Origin of the sequence: Vibrio sinensis (assembly GCF_003605645.1) — a bacterium.
Classification (GTDB): Bacteria; Pseudomonadota; Gammaproteobacteria; order Enterobacterales; family Vibrionaceae; genus Vibrio; species Vibrio sinensis.
In genome coordinates, this window is the sequence record NZ_QVMU01000010.1 from 1 (window position 1) to 20,066 (window position 20,066).

Below are 20,066 nucleotides of genomic sequence, written 5' to 3' on the forward strand. Positions count from 1 at the left end.
ATCTAAAGGCAAAACTAAATAAAGCTACCTAACCATAAGACTTTATTTAGATAAAATACCACTGCGGAGTGGTAGTTCAGTTGGTTAGAATACCGGCCTGTCACGCCGGGGGTCGCGGGTTCGAGTCCCGTCCACTCCGCCACTATTTGAAGAAGCCCTAGTCGAAAGATTAGGGCTTTTTTACGTCTGTCGAAAATCAATTATGGAATGAGAAAGGAATAAGAAAGCGAATTGTCGTTTCGTTGGTTAGGCTGTTACTAGCGAATTTACTAATTAGAGGCATTAACGGTCTGTTACTCCGGGGGCGTGAAGCTTTCAAGGTCGAGAGAAAGTCTCGTCCACTCCGCCGCTATTTCACATTATTTGAAGAAGCTCTAATCGGAAAGACTAGGGCTTTTTTACGTCTGTCGAAAATCAAATATGGAATGAGAAAGGAAATAAGAAAGTGAATCGTCGTTTCCTTGGTTAAGCTGCCATTAGCGAGTTTACTGATTGGAGGCCGCAACAGCCTGTTACTCCGGGGGCGTGATGCTTTCAAGGTAGAAAGAAAGTCCCATCCACTCCGTCACTATTTCGCATTATTTGAAGAAGCCCTAATCGAAAGACTAGGTTTTTTTATGTCTGTCGAAAATCAATTATGGAATGAGAAAGGGATAAGAAAGCGAATTGTCGTTTCGTTGGTTAAGCTGTTATTAGCGAGTTACTGATTGGAGGACGCAGCGACCTGTTATTCCGGGGGGACGTGAAGCTTTCAAGGTCGAGAGAAAGTCCCGACCACTCCGCCGCTATTTGAAGAAGTTCTAATCATAATATGGGTGATTTTTAAGAGAGCAGACCGAAGATAAGTACAATTTTTCGAAAGTAACTTCTGTTTTTTATATGGATATAGACGCAATGTTTTATATTTTCTCGTCTAATCTACTCATCTTTAATGATAACCATAACTTGCTAATGCTTACGATAGATAATCACTATTGAACTAATTCTCTAGTAGAGCTAAAACCCACAGAGGTTTTAGAATTTTATTATTTTTAACGATAAGTTATCGATGTGGAGTAGTATATTGCAAGCGAGAGTTTTATTCTCAGTAGCCTGTTTAGTTCTGTTGCTTGGAAATGCTACGGATGAACAGCTATTGTCTCGCGATCCTGAATTAATTTCAGAAAACTATCAGATCCGTTTGCCTTATGAGCACCAACTCTCACATCAACTTAATATTCGAAATCATAAAAATGTTCACTATTATTTGCTGAGTCGATACCTCAATAAGCCCGCAGAGCGACAAACCCAGCTTGCTTATTGTTTACCAATCAGCGATACACTTAGCGCGCTAGCATTTCGTGCACTCTCTTTAGGTAATGATGATCAGCGTACGGCTAGTAGTTATCGTGTAAAGCAACATTATGAGTCTAATCTGATCTACCGCTTTATTCATAGCCGAAATTACACTCTGGTTAGATAGTGTAAATATGTTCTGTTTATGAGGTGAAAAATGTTGGATTCAATTATTTCAGTCTTGATGGCTCTTTGGCATCAAGACTTTGCTACGTTAATGACGCCTGGTAGTGCTGTCATGGTTTATTTTGTGGTTGGCGCGTTGATCTTTTTAGAAAGCGGCTTTATTCCAGCAGCACCATTCCCATGCGATAGTGTTGTCGTGCTGTCAGGGACTTTGGCGGCAGTTGGTGTACTAGACCCGTTTCTAGTGTTGGTGATTATTGCTACCTGTGCCGCGTTGGGTAGTTGGGCTGCTTATGTCCAGGGGCGATTACTTAATCGCTTACCGAAAGTTCAAGGTTGGGTTAATGCTGTTCCACAGAAGCGCTTACAGCAGGTTGATATGCTACTTGGTAAGCATGGTCTAGTTGCGCTGTTTTGTGCCCGCTTTGTTCCTGTCGTGCGCTCTTTATTGCCTTTAATGATGGGTATGCGTGCGAACAAGGTTAATAAGTTTCATTACTTTGCATGGCTGAGTGCGATTTTGTGGACATTGTTATTATGTTCATTTGGTATGTTGCTGCCTCTATTACCAGAGAACATCAGCAAATTGGTTACCATGGGCCTAATGGCTGCACCTGTTATTACTTTGGTTACAGCTGTTCTTGGGTATATTACTATGCGTGTTCGCCGTGCAATGCACGAACAGCAAGCGAGTAAGGTAAAACCTATTGTTGAGGAAGTTGAACGCTAGTCAGTAATGTGAGCTTTAGGGTTACGATGATCTTAGTGGGATAATATAGATAAAGAAAAGGCAGCTTTAAGCTGCCTTTTCTATTTTTGTCCAAATGGATTACGAACACTAATTGAGTTCTTTATCCATCACAGCTTGTTCTTTTTTCGCTTTTTCTATCATAGGTGTAATCGTTGAGCCTTGAATTAATATGGAGAAAACGACAACCGAGTATGTCATGACAAGGATGATCTCTCTTACATCGATTTGTTTATCTGGAATAACCCAAATACCCGCAGGTATTGAGAGTGCCATAGCTAGAGCTAAGCCGCCACGTAGACCACCCCAAGTTAAGATTGGAACTGACCAAGAGTTATAAGTGCGGTAGCGTTTGAAACCAAGATAAGATAAAAACACACTCAAATAACGCCCAGTTAGCACCAATGGAATAGCAAAAGCCATTAGAATGAAGTCTTCCTGATGGAACTTAAACAACAGCATCGACATACCAATGAGCAGAAATAGCACACCATTGAAAAACTCATCGATCAATTCCCAAAAATTATCAAGATGGTCTTCACTCTCTTTTGAAAAACCGATATAGCGAGTCCAGTTACCAATCATAATCCCTGAAACCACCATGGCTAAAGGGCCTGAAACGTGCAATATATCAGCCAGTGCATAGCCAGCAGTTGGAATACCGATAGTTAATAACAGTTCCATTGAATGATCATCAGTGGCGCAAATTAGATAATGGAAGAGCAGGCCTAAGAGCAACCCATAGGCGATCCCGCCAATTGCTTCTTGTGCAAATAAAGAGGCAACACTGCTGAATGTCGGCGCTTCATTACCAAAAGCAATCGTATAGATAGTGACAAAGATGACGAGACCAAAGCCATCGTTAAATAGTGACTCACCTTCAATCTGGGTCGAGATACGTTTTGGTGCATTGAGTTTTTTTACGATAGCTAAAACAGCAATCGGGTCTGTTGGAGAAATAAGTGCCCCGAATAGTAAACAGTAGACGAGGTCGAATTTAATTCCGGTGAGCTGGCAAAACCCAAACAATGCGTAACCGATAAAAAATGTTGAAAACAGAGTTGCCCCTAATGCTAAAACTGTAATTTCCCACTTCTGATCTTTAAGGTTAGACAGTTTTATGCCAAGACCACCGGCAAACAATAAGAACCCCAAAATTCCTTTAAGTAAGAAATCTTCGAAGTTGATGCTCGACATTGTATGGGTTGCGATTTCTGTCAGTTGAAACCAATTATTCTGACCCGCAATTAAGATGATTAGTGACAAAATCATCGACCCAGCAGTAATTGCGATAGTCGTTTGCATTTTGCCAATCTTACTGTTTATAAAGGCAATTAACATGGCTGCAGCGGATAAAAAACAAAGTGTGTAGTAGACCGACATAGGAAACTCATGTGTAACAAAATGTAATAATAATTTTGTGCCCTAGGTGTTCAAATAGCAAACTATTTTAAACCTATCACTTAAATTGATTTAGTTTTTTGGACGTCTAGACTCCTTTTAATTGTGTGATAGGATGGTTACATACACAAAGGAATGGGGCTGTACTGTGGGAAGCAAAATAAGACAACAGATCGAAACGCAATTAAAGCGACGCATCTTATTGATTGATGGTGGCATGGGCACCATGATTCAAGACTACAAACTAGAAGAACAAGATTATCGTGGAGAGCGATTTTCAGATTGGCATTGCGATCTAAAAGGTAACAATGATCTGTTGGTTCTTTCACAGCCGAAACTGATTAAAGATATTCATAACGCCTACTTGGAAGCAGGTGCGGATATTTTAGAAACCAATACATTTAATGCCACCACTATCGCGATGGCTGATTACGACATGGAAAGCTTGAGTGAAGAGATTAACTTCGCTGCGGCTCAACTTGCTCGTGAAGCTGCAGATGAATGGACGAAAAAAACGCCAGACAAACCACGTTATGTCGCCGGTGTATTAGGCCCAACCAATAGAACATGTTCTATTTCTCCAGACGTTAATGACCCAGGCTATCGAAACGTAAGCTTTGACGAGCTCGTTGAGGCTTATTCTGAATCAACACATGCTTTGATTAGAGGTGGTGCTGATCTTATTCTACTAGAAACGATATTTGATACCTTGAACGCTAAAGCTTGTGCGTTTGCAGTTGATACAGTATTTGAAGAGTTGGGTTATTCGCTACCTGTGATGATTTCAGGAACCATTACAGACGCTTCAGGGCGAACGCTTTCCGGTCAAACGACAGAGGCTTTTTATAATTCTCTTCGTCATGTTAACCCCATCTCTTTTGGTTTGAATTGTGCTTTGGGCCCTGATGAATTACGCCCCTATGTCTCTGAGCTTTCTCGTATCTCAGAGACATTTGTTTCTGCACACCCCAATGCTGGCCTGCCCAATGCATTTGGTGAATATGATCTTTCACCAGAAGACATGGCCATCAATGTTAAAGAGTGGGCTGAAAGTGGATTTTTAAACCTGATTGGTGGTTGCTGTGGAACAACGCCTGAACACATTCGTCAAATGGCGTTGGCGGTGGAAAATGTAGCGCCTCGAACGCTACCGGATTTGCCAGTCGCTTGTCGGTTATCGGGCTTAGAGCCTTTGACTATCGAAAAAGAGACCCTATTTTTAAATGTGGGTGAAAGAACCAATGTAACGGGTTCTGCTCGATTCAAGCGTTTGATTAAAGAAGAACTGTACGAAGAAGCACTCGACGTTGCACGGCAACAAGTCGAAAACGGCGCTCAGATTATCGATATTAATATGGACGAGGGCATGATTGATGCTGAAGCCTGTATGGTACGCTTTCTGAACTTGTGTGCTTCAGAGCCAGAAATCTCTAAAGTGCCAATTATGGTTGACTCCTCAAAGTGGGAAGTGATTGAAGCGGGCTTGAAGTGCATTCAAGGCAAAGGCATCGTGAACTCCATTTCACTTAAAGAGGGTAAAGAGAAGTTTATTGCTCAAGCGAAGTTAGTACGTCGTTATGGTGCGGCAATTATTGTGATGGCATTTGACGAAGTCGGCCAAGCAGAAACGCGCGAACGTAAACTTGAAATCTGTACCAATGCTTACCGCGTCTTAGTTGATGAGGTTGGTTTCCCACCTGAAGATATTATTTTCGACCCGAACATCTTTGCTGTCGCAACGGGTATTGAAGAACATAATAATTACGCGGTCGATTTCATCGAGGCAGTGGCAGATATTAAACGCGATCTCCCTCATGCTATGATCTCTGGCGGTGTATCAAACGTCTCTTTCTCTTTCCGTGGCAATAACTATGTCCGTGAGGCTATCCATGCTGTATTTCTTTACCACTGTTTTAAAAACGGTATGGATATGGGGATTGTTAACGCAGGCCAGCTTGAGATTTACGATAATGTGCCTGAAACCCTACGTGAAGCCGTAGAGGATGTAATACTTAACCGACGAAATGATTCGACAGAACGTTTACTCGATATTGCTCAAGAGTATCTCGATAAGGCTGTCGGTAAAGTCGAAGACACTTCTGCATTGGAGTGGCGTACTTGGCCGGTTGAGAAGCGTTTAGAGCACTCATTAGTAAAAGGCATTACTGAGTTCATCGTTGAAGATACCGAAGAAGCCCGCGTTAATGCATCCAGACCAATCGAAGTGATTGAAGGCCCTCTGATGGATGGCATGAATGTGGTCGGCGACTTGTTTGGTGAGGGTAAAATGTTCTTACCTCAAGTTGTTAAATCAGCTCGAGTAATGAAGCAGGCGGTTGCCCACTTAGAGCCTTTTATTAATGCTTCTAAAGAGGTGGGTTCAACTAACGGTAAAATACTGCTCGCTACGGTGAAAGGTGATGTGCATGACATTGGCAAAAATATTGTTGGTGTGGTGCTGCAATGTAATAACTACGAAATTATCGATCTTGGCGTTATGGTGCCGTGTGAAAAGATCCTTAAAGTAGCCAAAGAGGAAAACGTGGATATTATTGGGTTATCAGGCCTGATAACCCCATCCCTGGATGAGATGGTCCATGTAGCAAAAGAGATGGAGCGACAAGGGTTTGAGCTCCCACTACTGATTGGTGGAGCAACGACGTCTAAGGCACATACAGCAGTTAAGATTGAGCAAAACTACCACAAGCCAGTGGTTTACGTGAACAACGCCTCACGAGCCGTAGGAGTTTGTACGTCGCTACTATCAGAAGAGCGTTATCCGGATTTTGTTGATAAATTGAATGCGGATTATGATCGCGTACGAGATCAACATAGTCGTAAAAAACCTCGCACTCGTCCAGTTACTTTAGAAAGGGCACGAGCGAATAAAGTGGCGATTGATTGGGTTAATTACACGCCCCCAGTACCCGCTAAGCCTGGCGTTCATATCTTTAAGGCTTTTGACATCGCCGTTTTACGTCAATATATCGATTGGACCCCATTTTTTATGACTTGGTCTCTTGTCGGTAAATATCCAACCATTTTACAACATGAAGAAGTGGGTGAAGAAGCGCAGCGACTGTTTAAAGATGCCAATGATCTTCTTGATCGCGTTGAACGCGAAAAGCTACTTGAAGCGCGTGGCATGTGTGCGCTTTTCCCTGCCGCTAGTGTGGGAGATGATATTGAAGTCTACACGGATGAATCTCGCACAGAGGTCGCTAAGGTATTGTATAACCTACGTCAGCAAACCGAGAAACCTAAAGGCTTCAACTATTGTTTATCTGATTACATTGCACCGAAAGAGAGCGGTAAACATGATTGGATTGGGATGTTTGCAGTTACTGGCGGAATTGGTGAGCGAGAGCTTGCAGATCAATATAAAGCTGCAGGAGATGATTACAATGCGATCATGATTCAAGCAGTCGCCGATCGTTTAGCTGAAGCATTTGCTGAATATTTACATGAAAAAGTTCGTAAAGAAATTTGGGGTTACTCTGGTGATGAAAACTTATCGAATGAAGATTTGATTCGTGAAAAATACCAAGGCATTCGTCCTGCCCCAGGTTACCCAGCTTGCCCTGAACATACTGAAAAAGGTGCGCTGTGGGAGCTTTTGAATGTAGAAGAGAGTATCGAAATGTCACTGACGAGCAGTTATGCAATGTGGCCGGGAGCGGCAGTCTCTGGTTGGTATTTCTCTCACCCAGACTCACGTTACTTTGCTATTGCGCAAATACAGCAAGATCAGGCACAAAGTTACGCTGACAGAAAAGGTTGGGACATGTTAGAAGCTGAAAAGTGGCTAGGTCCAAACATGAATTAATAGTTTTTGGATCATGGTGATCAAAAAAGCACAGCTTCGGCTGTGCTTTTTATTTCTTTAGAATGGTTATTTAAATCAATATCGTGGCGAGGCCTAAGAAAACTGATAAACCAATAACATCTGTCACGGTTGTTAGTGCCATACCACCGGCCAAAGCGGGGTCGATATTCATTTTTTTCAATAGAATTGGAATGGTAACGCCAGCAACACCAGCGACAAATAAATTGGTCAGCATTGCCGTAGATATAATGGCACCAAGCATCCAGTTTCCTTTCCATGCCACCACGATTCCGCCAATAATTAACGCCCACATGATGCCATTTAATAGACCAATGGCCGCTTCTTTAAGTAAGAGTTCTCGCTTGTTTGAGTCACCAATGTGTCCAAGCGCTAAACCTCGGATCACTAGTGCGACGGTTTGGTTACCGGCAACCCCTCCCATTGATGGAACAATGGTCATCAAGACTGCAATCGCGGCCATTTGTGAAAGTGTAGCTTCAAACATGTTTGATACAGAGGCCGCGGCTAATGCTGCAAGAACATTAGCACCAAGCCAAACACTGCGCTTTCTCGCTGACTTTACAACAGGTGCGAATGTATCTTCATCATCATCCATACCTGCCATGCTCATCATTGAGTGCTCTGCGTCTTCACGAATAACGTCTACGACGTCATCAATGGTAATACGACCAACCAATTGTTGATTTTCATCGATAACAGGAGCGGATACCCAGTTACGGCGTTCGAAAAGACTCGCAACATCAGAATCACTCATTGTTACTTCAATGGCGTCGTCAGCATCTTCCATAACATCAGCGACTTTTACATCTGGCTGAGTAGTCAGAATAGATGTAAGCGAAAGCTCGCCAATGAGACGATTTTCTTCATCTATAACATACAAGGCATCCGTTGCTTCAGGGAGTTCGCCTCGCATACGCAGGTAACGTAAAACAACATCAATATCGACATCACCACGAATCGTGATTACGTCGGTATTCATTAGACTACCCGCGGTATCCTCAGTATAAGAAAGAGCCGTTTCAACACGTTGACGATCTTCAACATCCATCTGAGAAAGAACTTCTCGAGAGACGTCGTCTGGCAAACTACGTAAAACGTAGGCTACATCATCGGTATCCATGCCCTCAGTTGCTTCAGCAAGCATCTCAGGCGCCATGCGTGAAACAAGGTCATCTTTGACGTCTTCACTTAGCTCATCGAGGATCTCGCCATAATCTTCAGGATCGGTAAGTTGCCATAGAACCTCACGGCTTTTACGCGGTGATGCTTCTAATAAATGGGCGATATCTTCCGGTTCCATGTCTTGCAGTTGGCGGCGGACATGGACGAAACGGCCATTTTCGAGAGCTTCTGTGACTTCTTGGAGGGCTTGGTGAGCTTGGTCGAATTCTATTTGCTCTGCCATCGGTTCCCCCTAACTCTATAGAATTACAATGCTTTGAATAGTAACTTAATTTTAGCCCTTGTTTAATAAGTTAATGTTAAAGGGCAGATAAATTCTTAACGAGAGAGAAAAAAGATACGACTTATAATCGGATATCAGCTTAAAAATAGGCGAATATCGATAGATTAAACGATTGAGAAATTTCGATTTGTTAAATTGATGTAGTGAAAGGCAGGGTTACTCATCTTCATCAAACTTCGCTTCGATGAGTGAGCAAACGGCATCAAGTGCAGGAATGGAGTCAGTACCATCAGCGCTGATGGTTACAAATTCACCTTGGGCAGACTCCAACATTAAAAGCCCCATGACACTGTCGGCCGTGGCTTCTTTTCCATCCCCATTTTTAATGGTAAGGATGGAACTAAAAGATTGAGCTAGTTCAACAAGCTTTACAGCAGCGCGAGCATGTAAGCCTAGGCGATTTTGAATAAGGACAGTTTTACTCTGCTGCTGCATAATCTAGTTTTCCAAATGTTTTTCTAATGAAGCGTGTCTAATTTGGACTTGATGCCCAAGTTCAATAAAGCGCTCACCAATTTGTTGCGTTAAATATACCGAGCGATGTTTTCCCCCGGTACAGCCTATCGCGACAGTGAGATAGCTACGATTGTTTTTTTCGAGTAATGGCAGCCAATATTCAATGAACTGTTGGATTTGTGATTTGAGTTCAATCACTTCAGGATGCGTTTCTAAAAATATTTTTACTGGAACATCAAGACCGGTTAATGGACGTAAATCTGGATCCCAATGTGGGTTAGGTAAAAATCTGACGTCAAAGACATAGTCGGCATCACTTGGAATACCATATTTAAAGCCAAAAGATTGGAATACCATCACCAAATCTTTACGCTCTCGGCCCTCAACACGTTGTCGTACCATCTCGCTTAATTCATGTAGAGATTGGTTACTACTATCTAGAATTAAATCGGCCTGCTCTTTCATTGGCGCTAAGATTTGTTTCTCTTTTTCAATCGCTTGTTCAAGAGATGTTTTTTCGTGACCGAGTGAAAGAGGGTGGATACGACGAGTTTCGCTATAGCGTTTTAGCAACGTATCCTTGTTCGCATCAAGGAAAAAAACGCTCGCGTCATTATCTTTCTTTAATGTTTGTAGGGTATTTTCTACTAGAGATGGATCTTGCGGTAAATTACGAATATCGATACTTACCGCGACATTCTGCTTACTACCCTTAACAGACAGAATGAATTGCTCAAGAAGATCGACGGGTAGGTTATCGACACAGTAGTAACCGAGATCTTCTAACACTCTTAAAGCGACACTTTTGCCCGCACCGGACTGTCCGCTAATTACAATTAAGCGCATTGCCATCTCTGTCAGTTGACCATGATATCGTATAGCTCTTGATCAGATTGAGCCTTACGAAGTTGCTTAAGAACCTGTTTGTCATTCAGTCGTTCAGCCATGCAAGATAACGTTTTCAAGTGATCTTTACATTGGGCGTCTGGTACTAGCAAGGCGAACAGCACATCGACAGGACGATTATCGATAGAATCAAACTCTATCGGTGTATCACACTGTAATAGGACGGCAACTGCTTGTTCGTTGCCACTTTTCATACGAGCATGGGGAATGGCTATCCCATTTCCAATGCCAGTACTACCCATTTTTTCTCGGCTTAGCATGCACTCAAACAGCTCAGTTGAATTTTGTCCGGTATGTTCAGCAACAATCTCACTGATCATTTCCAGGGCTCTTTTTTTGCTAGTACATTGAACTGCACTTTTAGTGCAGTCCAATGAAAGGATTTCGCGTAATTGCATGATTAGTGATGATTCAATTTTTCTTTATGCTTATTAAGCTGTCTTACGAGCTTATCGACGAGTGCATCAATGGCTGCGTACATATTATCGTTGTCAGCAGACGCATGGATTTCACCTTGGTTTACGTGAAGGGTAGCTTCAGCATTTTGGCGGAGTTTTTCAACGCTTAGCACGACACTAATACTATTGATATGCTCGAAAAACCGCTCAAGCTTTTTAAACTTAGAGTTTACGTAGTCTTGCATTGAATCGGTCAGATCAATGTGGTGGCCGCTAATGTTAATTTGCATAGACTTTCCTTCTCGGTTTGTTGGCCTTATAACAGGCGTTTGCGCTGACTTGAAGGAGCGATACCTAAGGATTCGCGGTATTTTGCAATAGTCCGCCTAGCTACCTGAATTCCTTGGTCAGCGAGTAAAGCTGCAATCTTACTGTCACTCAGTGGTTTCGCACTATTCTCGGCGGCCACGAGCTTTTTGATCAAAGCACGGATCGCAGTTGATGAACACTCTCCGCCATTATCAGTACTAACATGGCTAGAGAAGAAGTATTTCAATTCAAAAATGCCACGAGGTGTATGCATGTACTTTTGCGTGGTTACACGTGAAATCGTTGATTCATGCATATCTACGGCTAATGCGACATCATTTAGCACCATTGGCTTCATGGCTTCTTCACCATGTTCGAAGAAATCTCGTTGATGTTCAACAATGCATTTCGCAACTTTGAGCAGAGTCTCATTCCGACTCTCTAGACTTTTAATTAACCACTTGGCCTCTTGCAAATTAGAACGAATGTACTGGCTATCAGCACTGTTCCCTTTGCTAAAGGCGGCATATTGTTGATTTACTTTTAACCTTGGAACGGAATCTGGATTAATCGTAACAACCCATTTTCCATGATCTTTGTACACAGAGACATCTGGCACAACATATTCAGCATGGTCCGGTGCAATACGACTACCAGGACGAGGATCCAGTTGCTGGATAAGCGTTAAGATCGCTTTTAGTTCACTCTCTTTTAGCTTGGTCTCTTTCACTATTTGTTTATAGTCTCGATTACCAAGCTGATCAATATGATCCGTTAGCACCAATTTTGCTTCTTTTAACCACGGAGTATCTTGAGGAAAAGTCGCCAATTGCAGTAATAAGCAATCTTGTAAGTTAACCGAAGCAACCCCAAGAGGATCAAATTGTTGGATTCGTTTACGAACCGCTTCAATCTCGTCGATCTCAATCTCTTCGTTGTCAAAACTTTCTAAGATATCTTGAGTAGAGACAGTGAGGTAACCATAGTCGTCAATAGCATCGATGATAGCCATCGCAAGTGTTCGATCTGTTTCACTAAATGGGGTTAGGTCTAGCTGCCAATTCAGGTAATCATGTAGAGATTCAGTTGTTTCTCCTTGATATACCGGATAATCATCATCAACGGATATACCAGTACTGCCCGAGTTTGCGCTGTAGACATCATCCCAAGTGGTATCGATTTCTAACTCACTAGTAAGCTCAGATTTTTCAATCAGCTCAGAGCTATCTTGCATCTCTTGTTCGTTAAGGTCGTTGTCTGAATGTTGCTCTTCATTACTTGTCTTGTCATCGCTATTTTGTGCGGTGTCTTCATTACCTTCCTCTATCTCGAGAAGAGGGTTCGATTCTAGGGCTTCTTGAATTTCTTGTTGAAGGTCTAACGTCGAAAGTTGCAACAAGCGGATTGCTTGCTGTAACTGTGGCGTCATCGCTAACTGTTGACCTAGCTTGAGTTGTAATGAGGGTTTCATTCAGTAATACGTGCCTTTTAGATACTGTAGAATCTTTCCGTTCTTTGTTTAATCATAGACGGAATTGTTCACCGAGATAAACTTGTTTAACTTGTTCGTTATTGAGCACGTCACTAGGAGTCCCTTCCGCGATCAAATGTCCCTGACTTACAATGTATGCTTTTTCACATACATCGAGAGTTTCACGAACATTGTGGTCGGTGATCAAAACACCCAATCCACGATCTCGTAGATGTTCGATGATCTTCTTGATATCGATGACCGAAATAGGGTCTACACCGGCAAACGGTTCATCAAGTAGAATAAATTGTGGGTTCGCAGCTAACGCACGAGCAATTTCAACTCGACGACGTTCGCCACCTGATAATGCCATACCTGCACTAGCTCGTATGTGCTGTATGTGGAATTCTTCCAATAAATCTTCGAGTTTGTCTTGGCGCTCTTCACGCGTCATTTCTTCACGAGTTTCTAGAACTGCCATAATATTTTGCTCAACGGACAGTTTTCTGAAGATAGACGCTTCTTGCGGTAAATAGCCAATACCAAGGCGTGAACGACTGTGCATAGGTAAGATACTGATATCTAGGTCGTCAATGCTAATCGTGCCCTCATCACGGGCAACGAGTCCAACAATCATATAGAAAGAAGTTGTTTTACCTGCACCGTTAGGTCCAAGTAAGCCAACAATTTGGCCTGATTCAACTTTTAAACTGACGTCAGAAACGACTTTTCTATTTTTGTAGCTCTTGGCTAAATGTTCTGCTTTTAGTACGGCCATAATTACTCTTGAGCGGCTTGTGGCTGAAGAACCGTTGAAACGCGGTCACCTTTTTGTTTACCGTCAGCAATGAGTTTCTGAGACGATATTTTGTAGCGAATTTTAGTGCCACGAATAATGCTGTCATCTTGCGATAACATGGCTTTATCAATCATGGTTAACTGGTCGTCAGCCATCTTGTAATAGAGCTCTTTTGCTTCACCGTATAAAGTTTTACCATCATCGGTCAGCTGTGAGAATGTCGCAAGGTTTCCATAGCCTTCAATTTCTTGAATAGATCCATCTTTCGCAGAGCGAGTCACAACTACTTTGTCGGCGCTTATATTGATACTGCCCTGTTTGAGCTTTACATCCCCTAGGAATGTCACTTTATTGCTCTGCATATCTAGTTGCTGGCTATCAGAGTCAATATAAACAGGTTGCTCGGTATCAGACGATAAGGCAAATGCCTGTGCTGACGTAAATAAACAAGCGATTAAACTAAGGTGTGAGAGTTTCATATCTACCTTGTACGTGTTGATATAGAACAGCAGTATTGTCAGCAAAGTTGCCTTTCATTGCTTGACCTACTGTTTCAAATTGTGGGCCAACTAAAGTTACTTGGTTGTCTGCCCAAAAATCTCGATTGTCGAGTTGGATACTCATGGTATCTGTCGACAATGTATCAAAACCTGAATCAGGTAAGAGGTTCTTTACTAGTACATTATCATAGAGTGTTAACACTTGATCTTCGTCTAATACACCTCTATCAGCGGTCACTTGCCACTCTTGAGAGGTACCTAGCTTATAAACTTTCAGTACAGGTTCCTGAAAAACAGTGTCGCCGCTTTTTGCATAATGATCGAGAACCACAGATGTAATGACATAACTGCGGATTCCTTTTTCATTAAATGATGTGTTTTCGAGGTTTACCCCAGAAAACATGGGTAGTTCAGAATTAGGTTCAACTTGCACGTCATCGTTCTGGCGATTACTCATTAAATAGTAACCAGAACTTGCGACGATTAAGATTAAAACCAGATACCCAATACGAGCTAAGCTCATATACTTAAACCTTTGTGAATATCTAGCTCATCGCGAGCTTGTAAAATCAGGTCACTGACTTCACGGACCGCACCGTGGCCACCTTTAATTTTGGTGACGTAATTTGCTCTTTTTGCTAAGAGTGGATGTCCATCTGCGACGCAGACTTTCAACGCTACTTTTTCCATTACCGGCCAGTCTATCAAATCATCGCCAATATAGCCTGTTTGTTCTGGGGCTATTTGGAGCTTTTCGCAAATGTCATGGTAGGCTTTAATTTTATCGTCTTGACCTTGATAGATAAGTTTAATTCCTAACGCCGACATTCTGTTTTCTACGATTTGAGAACTACGCCCAGTAATGATTGCGATTTCAATACCCGCATTCATTAATGACTTTACGCCATACCCATCACGGGTGTGAAACGTCTTCAGTTCTTCACCATTGTTGCCCATATACACTAGGCCGTCGGAGAAGACTCCATCAACATCGCAAATAAGCAGTTTGATCTGCTTGGCAATATCGAGTAACTCTTGCTCAACTTCACCATAAAGCGTGCTGACCATGTTTGACATTACACTACTCCTGCTTTGAGCAAATCATGCATATTGAGTGCGCCAACGACTTTTGTCCCATCACATAAGATTAGGCCGTTAATGCTTTTATCTTGCATTAAGTTTAATCCTTCTGCTGCCAACATGCTTGGTTTTGCAATTGTTGGGTTTACTGTCATGACTTCACCGATTTCAGTGCTATGAATATCCACACGTTTATCGAGAATACGACGTAAGTCACCATCAGTAAAAATGCCCATCAGATTTTGCTGTTCATCGATCACCGCAGTCATACCTAGGCCTTTTTGGCTGATTTCTAGCAGTGCATCTCTAATCAGCGTTGTTGGTGAGACGAGAGGTAAAAGTTCGCCAGAATGCATGATATCAGAGAGTTTTAAAAGCAATTTGCGACCCAGTGCGCCACCAGGATGAGAAAGTGCAAAATCTTCAGCGGTAAAGCCTCTTGCTTGCATTAAAGCGACTGCAAGAGCATCACCCATAACTAGAGTTGCCGTTGTACTTGATGTTGGAGCAAGCGCCAATGGGCAAGCTTCTTTCGGTACGGATACCTGTAAGTGAATATCAGCGAGTTTAGCCATATTGGAATTTGGCTTACCAGTCATGCTAATAATTTTAATATTTAAGCGTTTTAAGACAGGAAACAGCGATAAAATTTCAGAAGACTCACCTGAGTTAGAAATGGCAAGGACAATATCTGCTGGTTTAATCATGCCTAAGTCGCCATGAGCAGCTTCGCCAGGGTGAACAAAGAATGCGGACGTACCTGTACTGGCTAGTGTTGCCGCTATCTTCTTACCGATATGGCCCGATTTACCCATGCCCATGACCACGACTTTACCACTCTCATTTGCGAACATAAGTTCACAAGCTTGGCTAAAAGAGTCATCAATATACTGATCTAATTGTGTCAGTGCGGATATTTCGGTTTCTAATACTTCCAGAGCAACTGCGCGGAAATCAAACATCTCAAACTCCTGCGAATATAATTAAGCAGCCATATTTAGAATTAAATAAACTTGGTAAGCGACAAAGCAACAAAGCAGTATCGCTCCCTCTATACGGTTAATGCTGCGAGACTTACCTAAAGCCATTATCACTAGTAGCAGTGATACACCCAGCATTACCCAAAAATCACGTCCCATTGCATATTCACTAAGTACCGCTGGATGTACAAGTCCAGGAATGCCCATAACCGCAAGGATATTAAAAACGTTCGAACCGATGATATTACCTACTGCCATATCATCTTCGCCTTTAAGTACGCCAGCGAGCGAAGCGGCCAGTTCAGGTAAACTTGTACCCACTGCAATAATAGTTAAGCCAATAACGAGATCACTCATACCAAAATATTGAGCAATCACAACGGCACTATCGACTAGAGTACTTGCTGCAATCGGTAAAATAATAAGGCCAACCACTACCCATAAAATAGCTTTGGTATTGCTTACACCCTCAGGAACTTCAGACTCTTGTTCTTGAATAAGGATGTCGCCATTTTGTTTTTCTTTACGGCTAATGTGCAACATAGCGAAAATGAATACGCCGAATAGGGCGAACAACAATACACCCTCATAAAAACCTAAATGGTTGTCCCACAGTAATGCGCCTGCAAGTACAGTTACACCAATCATTAATGGTAACTCTCGGCGAATAACCGCAGAGCTTATAGAAAGAGGTTTAATTAAAGCGGTGATACCAAGAATTAGCGCAATGTTGGCAATATTTGACCCTAATACGTTACCAACAGCAGTATCGGTTTTACCATCAAAAGCAGCGGTGGCGGATACCATCATTTCTGGGGCAGAAGAACCCATTGCAAGAATGGTCATACCGATGACAAGTGGAGATATACCATAGTTTCTAGCTATTGCTGCAGAGCCGTATACCAGTTTGTCTGCACTCCAAACTAGAAAAACTAATCCTATGATAAGTAACGCTATAGCTGAGAGCATGATATATCCTAATTATAATGGGGACCGAATAATTTAACCGCCAATTTTGACGTGTTGGTAAACAAAATGGAAGCTGTAGAGTGAATAAATTATCTGTTTATATGGACCATAACGAGATTGCGGAAAATATAGGACTTAAGAATATCGATAAAAGTGCTAATCACATTTCATTGAACAGAGCTTTAATTTCTGAATCAATGTGCTTATGATTGCCCATTAGAATAGGACGCAAGATAAGAGTATCTAATGTCATCAATGGACTTGGTTAAGGTAGAAAACCTCACATTTCTTCGTGGAGAACGTAAGATTTTTGATGATGTGAGTCTGCACGTACCTAAAGGTAAAATTACGGCCATTATGGGGCCGTCAGGGATAGGAAAAACAACCCTGTTACGTTTAATCGGTGGGCAAATTTATCCCGATCATGGTCGGATTTTGTTTGATGGCAAAAATATCCCCACATTAAGTCGCAAAGAACTCTACCGAGAGCGAAAGAAAATGAGCATGTTATTTCAATCGGGTGCTCTGTTTACCGATCTTTCCGTATTTGACAATGTGGCATTTCCCTTAAGAGAACACACCAAACTTGATGAAAGTTTGATTCGTACATTGGTGTTACTTAAATTGGAAGCAGTTGGACTTAGAGGTGCAGCTCAGCTTATGCCAAGTGAGTTATCCGGAGGAATGGCAAGACGGGCCGCTCTCGCTCGAGCTATTGCTTTAGACCCACAGTTAATTATGTATGACGAACCCTTTGTTGGTCAGGATCCAATAACTATGGGGGTGCTGGTGGAACTGATCCGCAATCTTAACCAAGCATTAGAAGTGACTTCGATCGTCGTATCTCATGATGTACCCGAGGTAATGAGTATTGCTGATTGGGTGTATATATTAGCGAACGGAAAGGTTATTGCTAGCGGTACACCTGATGAACTCTATGCCAATGACGATCCTCAAGTACAGCAATTTTTAGTCGGAAATGCTGACGGCCCTGTCCCTTTTCGTTTTCCAGCACAACCGATCGCTAAGGACCTTTTTTCATGATAGCAGGCTTAGCAAATCTCACTGCCGCTCTTGGGCGTCACACATTAAAAACATGTCAGTCTCTTGGTCGAGCCACATTAATGCTGGTGGGGGCTTTAGCATCTAGGCCTCAGCCTATCAAAAATGCACCATTGCTTATTAAGCAGCTTTACAGTGTTGGCGTTCAATCGTTGCTGATTATTGTCTTATCTGGTCTTTTTATTGGCATGGTATTGAGCCTGCAGGGCTATGTTATTTTGGTCGATTTTGGTGCCGAGGGCGCACTGGGTCAAATGGTCGCATTGTCGCTATTACGAGAGTTAGGACCGGTAGTAACAGCATTGCTATTTGCTGGTCGTGCTGGCTCTGCATTAACGGCAGAAATAGGATTAATGAAAGCGACCGAACAACTATCTAGTTTAGAAATGATGGCTATTGATCCTTTGAAACGGGTTATTGCGCCAAGGTTCTGGGCTGGAGTTATCTCTATGCCGCTACTTGCGATGATTTTCATGGCAGTGGGTATTTGGGGAGGGCAACTCGTCGGTGTGGATTGGAAAGGAATTGATCAGGGTAGCTTCTGGTCAGCAATGCAAGCTTCCGTTGAACTGGGCCAAGATATTGGCAACAGCTTGATTAAGAGCTTGGTATTTGCATTCACAGTGACTTGGATTGCTCTTTTTAATGGATATGATGCGATTCCTACCTCAGAAGGAATCAGCCGCGCAACGACACGAACCGTCGTTCACTCTTCACTTGCAGTACTTGGTCTAGACTTTGTACTGACCGCATTGATGTTTGGGAACTAATTATGCAGCAAACACGAAAAATTGAACTTTGGGTCGGAACGTTTGTTCTTGCCGGAATTTGCGCAATTTTGGTCATGATTTTTCAAGTCGCTGACGTAAAGAGCTTCGGCTCCAGTGATACTTATACTTTAAAGGCTGAGTTTGACAATATTGGCAGCTTAAAATCACGTTCCCCAGTAAAGGTAGGTGGTGTTGTGGTTGGCCGAGTGACTCAAATTAGCTTAGATAAAGAGAGCTTACTCCCTGTGGTGACGATGGCGATTAATAGTCAATACAATCAGTTCTCTGAAACATCAAGTTTGCAAATACTCACTTCAGGACTGATCGGTGAGCAATATATTGGCCTTGTCCCCGGTTTTGTATTTGAAGATGAACAAATGCTGGTGGATGGTGACTTTATTGAAGACACTAAATCGGCGTTGGTTTTAGAAGATTTGATTGGTCAGGTTCTGTATAGCGTTGGCGGTTCTGATAAAGGGAAATAAGGAATGTTTAAAAAGTTAGTACTTACTTTTGCTGCGTTGGTTTTTTCACTGAATGTGACGGCAACCGAAGTTGACAAAAAACAGCCGTATCAAATGATGAAGCAAGTTTCTCAAATCACCTTTGATCGTTTGAAAGCGGAACAAGATAAAATTCATCAAGATCCGAATTATTTAAAAGTAATTGTTGATGAAGAACTAATGCCTTACGTCAATGAGAAATACGCGGCACTTAAATTACTTGGGCCTAACTTAAAAGGCGCTAAAAAGCAGGATGTTGCGGAATTTATCGTGGCATTTCGTCAATATCTAATTGCTTCTTATGCTCAAGTGCTCACTCAATATTCTGATCAATTAATCGAGTTTGGTCCTGAGCCAAAACTCGATGCTAATCGAACGATTACGAGTGTCAAAGTCGATATCGTCGATGCGCCAAGACCGAACATCAAATTAGAGTTTAAGTTACGCAAAGATAAACGAAGTGGGGATTGGCAAGCGTTTGACATGGTTGCTGAGGGGATTAGTTTACTATCTAGCAAGCAATCAGAGTGGAGTGGCAAATTGCGTCAAGAAGGAATCCTGTCTGTCGCTAAAGATTTAGAGCAGCTTGCCGCTCAACCAATTCGTTTTGAGAGTAACAAGAATGAGTAATGCTCAGTGGTTGCAAATTGATGCCACCACTTACTCTATCGATGGCCTTCTTGATAGGGACACTGTTCCTATCTTATGGCCAACATTGAGTCAGTGGTCACCGTCTGAGCAGTCTGTTGAAGTGAGCTTAGAGCAGATTAAGAGAGTCGACTCTGCTGGGATGGTGATGTTAATTCACTTAATAGAGCATGCAAAAAAACAAAACTGTCATATAATGCTCAGTTTCGTACCAAAGCAGCTAAGCACATTGTTTCAGTTGAGCAATGTTGATGAGCTCATCGCTGGGCATGTTAAGAATAAATAGAGGTAAA

Annotated in this window: 21 protein-coding genes and 1 tRNA gene; 9 read left to right on the forward strand and 13 right to left on the reverse strand. The window is 42.3% G+C overall.

All coding sequences use genetic code 11. The annotated features are described in order from the left end of the window. The first annotated feature begins 65 nt into the window (after positions 1-65). The 3 genes from DZ860_RS11980 to DZ860_RS11990 all read left to right on the forward strand — a co-directional run bounded on the left by DZ860_RS11980 (position 66) and on the right by DZ860_RS11990 (position 2,191). A tRNA-Asp gene (locus DZ860_RS11980) sits at positions 66-142 on the forward strand. A gap of 921 nt (positions 143-1,063) precedes the next feature. Next, on the forward strand, positions 1,064-1,462 hold the full coding sequence (locus DZ860_RS11985) for a hypothetical protein (protein WP_120031805.1): 399 nt from the start codon (positions 1,064-1,066) through the stop codon (positions 1,460-1,462). A gap of 30 nt (positions 1,463-1,492) precedes the next feature. Beyond that, complete coding sequence (locus DZ860_RS11990) at positions 1,493-2,191, forward strand: DedA family protein (RefSeq protein ID WP_120031577.1); 699 nt, start codon at positions 1,493-1,495, stop codon at positions 2,189-2,191. A gap of 108 nt (positions 2,192-2,299) precedes the next feature. On the opposite strand, the gene DZ860_RS11995 is transcribed toward DZ860_RS11990, so the two are convergent. Continuing rightward, the gene (locus tag DZ860_RS11995; protein WP_120031579.1) at positions 2,300-3,592 is read right to left on the reverse strand and encodes a cation:proton antiporter; all 1,293 of its coding nucleotides are present in this window, start codon (positions 3,590-3,592) and stop codon (positions 2,300-2,302) included. Positions 3,593-3,758: 166 nt separating this feature from the next. Between DZ860_RS11995 and metH the strand changes: the two genes are divergently transcribed. Continuing rightward, a complete protein-coding gene (gene metH / locus DZ860_RS12000) occupies positions 3,759-7,436 on the forward strand; it encodes a methionine synthase (protein ID WP_120031581.1) in 3,678 nt (1,225 codons plus the stop codon). A gap of 70 nt (positions 7,437-7,506) precedes the next feature. Here the strand turns inward: metH and mgtE are convergent, their stop codons facing one another. From mgtE to DZ860_RS12060, 12 genes are all read right to left on the reverse strand, one after another. Further along, entirely contained in the window at positions 7,507-8,862 is a 1,356-nt protein-coding gene (gene mgtE, locus DZ860_RS12005) for a magnesium transporter (protein ID WP_120031583.1), read from the reverse strand. Positions 8,863-9,078: 216 nt separating this feature from the next. Then, positions 9,079-9,357, reverse strand: coding sequence for an HPr family phosphocarrier protein (locus tag DZ860_RS12010; RefSeq protein WP_120031585.1), 279 nt, complete (start codon positions 9,355-9,357; stop codon positions 9,079-9,081). A 3-nt stretch (positions 9,358-9,360) separates the two neighbouring features. Continuing rightward, positions 9,361-10,224, reverse strand: coding sequence for an RNase adapter RapZ (rapZ, locus tag DZ860_RS12015; protein ID WP_120031587.1), 864 nt, complete (start codon positions 10,222-10,224; stop codon positions 9,361-9,363). 11 nt (positions 10,225-10,235) lie between these two features. After that, a complete protein-coding gene (gene ptsN / locus DZ860_RS12020) occupies positions 10,236-10,682 on the reverse strand; it encodes a PTS IIA-like nitrogen regulatory protein PtsN (RefSeq protein ID WP_120031589.1) in 447 nt (148 codons plus the stop codon). Positions 10,683-10,684: 2 nt separating this feature from the next. Further along, positions 10,685-10,972 (reverse strand): ribosome hibernation promoting factor, encoded by a 288-nt coding sequence (gene hpf / locus DZ860_RS12025; RefSeq protein WP_120031591.1) that lies wholly within the window; start codon positions 10,970-10,972, stop codon positions 10,685-10,687. A gap of 26 nt (positions 10,973-10,998) precedes the next feature. Then, positions 10,999-12,462, reverse strand: coding sequence for an RNA polymerase factor sigma-54 (locus tag DZ860_RS12030; RefSeq protein ID WP_120031593.1), 1,464 nt, complete (start codon positions 12,460-12,462; stop codon positions 10,999-11,001). A 52-nt stretch (positions 12,463-12,514) separates the two neighbouring features. Further along, on the reverse strand, positions 12,515-13,240 hold the full coding sequence (lptB, locus tag DZ860_RS12035) for an LPS export ABC transporter ATP-binding protein (protein ID WP_120031595.1): 726 nt from the start codon (positions 13,238-13,240) through the stop codon (positions 12,515-12,517). A 2-nt stretch (positions 13,241-13,242) separates the two neighbouring features. Then, entirely contained in the window at positions 13,243-13,740 is a 498-nt protein-coding gene (lptA, locus tag DZ860_RS12040) for a lipopolysaccharide transport periplasmic protein LptA (protein ID WP_120031597.1), read from the reverse strand. Beyond that, entirely contained in the window at positions 13,721-14,284 is a 564-nt protein-coding gene (gene lptC, locus DZ860_RS12045; RefSeq protein ID WP_120031599.1) for an LPS export ABC transporter periplasmic protein LptC, read from the reverse strand. Before lptC ends, lptA begins: the two co-directional genes overlap by 20 nt. Further along, positions 14,281-14,838 carry a 3-deoxy-manno-octulosonate-8-phosphatase KdsC gene (kdsC, locus tag DZ860_RS12050; RefSeq protein ID WP_120031601.1) on the reverse strand — a complete coding sequence of 186 codons (558 nt, stop codon included), beginning with the start codon at positions 14,836-14,838 and terminating at the stop codon, positions 14,281-14,283. Before kdsC ends, lptC begins: the two co-directional genes overlap by 4 nt. Continuing rightward, positions 14,838-15,803: a KpsF/GutQ family sugar-phosphate isomerase gene (locus DZ860_RS12055; protein ID WP_120031603.1), complete on the reverse strand. Its 966-nt coding sequence runs from the start codon at positions 15,801-15,803 to the stop codon at positions 14,838-14,840. The genes kdsC and DZ860_RS12055 overlap by 1 nt, the downstream gene beginning before the upstream one ends. Positions 15,804-15,824: 21 nt before the next feature. After that, positions 15,825-16,790, reverse strand: coding sequence for a calcium/sodium antiporter (locus tag DZ860_RS12060; protein WP_120031605.1), 966 nt, complete (start codon positions 16,788-16,790; stop codon positions 15,825-15,827). 246 nt (positions 16,791-17,036) lie between these two features. Here DZ860_RS12060 and mlaF point away from each other — a divergent pair, with 246 nt between their 5' ends. From mlaF to DZ860_RS12085, 5 genes are read left to right on the forward strand one after another with little or no spacing between them, the layout of a single operon-like run. Next, the gene (gene mlaF, locus DZ860_RS12065; RefSeq protein WP_120031607.1) at positions 17,037-17,834 is read left to right on the forward strand and encodes a phospholipid ABC transporter ATP-binding protein MlaF; all 798 of its coding nucleotides are present in this window, start codon (positions 17,037-17,039) and stop codon (positions 17,832-17,834) included. Then, positions 17,831-18,622 carry a lipid asymmetry maintenance ABC transporter permease subunit MlaE gene (gene mlaE / locus DZ860_RS12070; RefSeq protein ID WP_120031609.1) on the forward strand — a complete coding sequence of 264 codons (792 nt, stop codon included), beginning with the start codon at positions 17,831-17,833 and terminating at the stop codon, positions 18,620-18,622. The genes mlaF and mlaE overlap by 4 nt, the downstream gene beginning before the upstream one ends. A 2-nt stretch (positions 18,623-18,624) precedes the next feature. Continuing rightward, the gene (gene mlaD, locus DZ860_RS12075) at positions 18,625-19,107 is read left to right on the forward strand and encodes an outer membrane lipid asymmetry maintenance protein MlaD (RefSeq protein ID WP_120031611.1); all 483 of its coding nucleotides are present in this window, start codon (positions 18,625-18,627) and stop codon (positions 19,105-19,107) included. A 3-nt stretch (positions 19,108-19,110) separates the two neighbouring features. Continuing rightward, positions 19,111-19,755 carry a phospholipid-binding protein MlaC gene (mlaC, locus tag DZ860_RS12080; protein ID WP_120031613.1) on the forward strand — a complete coding sequence of 215 codons (645 nt, stop codon included), beginning with the start codon at positions 19,111-19,113 and terminating at the stop codon, positions 19,753-19,755. Continuing rightward, a complete protein-coding gene (locus DZ860_RS12085; RefSeq protein ID WP_120031615.1) occupies positions 19,748-20,059 on the forward strand; it encodes an STAS domain-containing protein in 312 nt (103 codons plus the stop codon). The genes mlaC and DZ860_RS12085 overlap by 8 nt, the downstream gene beginning before the upstream one ends. Positions 20,060-20,066 lie beyond the last annotated feature (7 nt).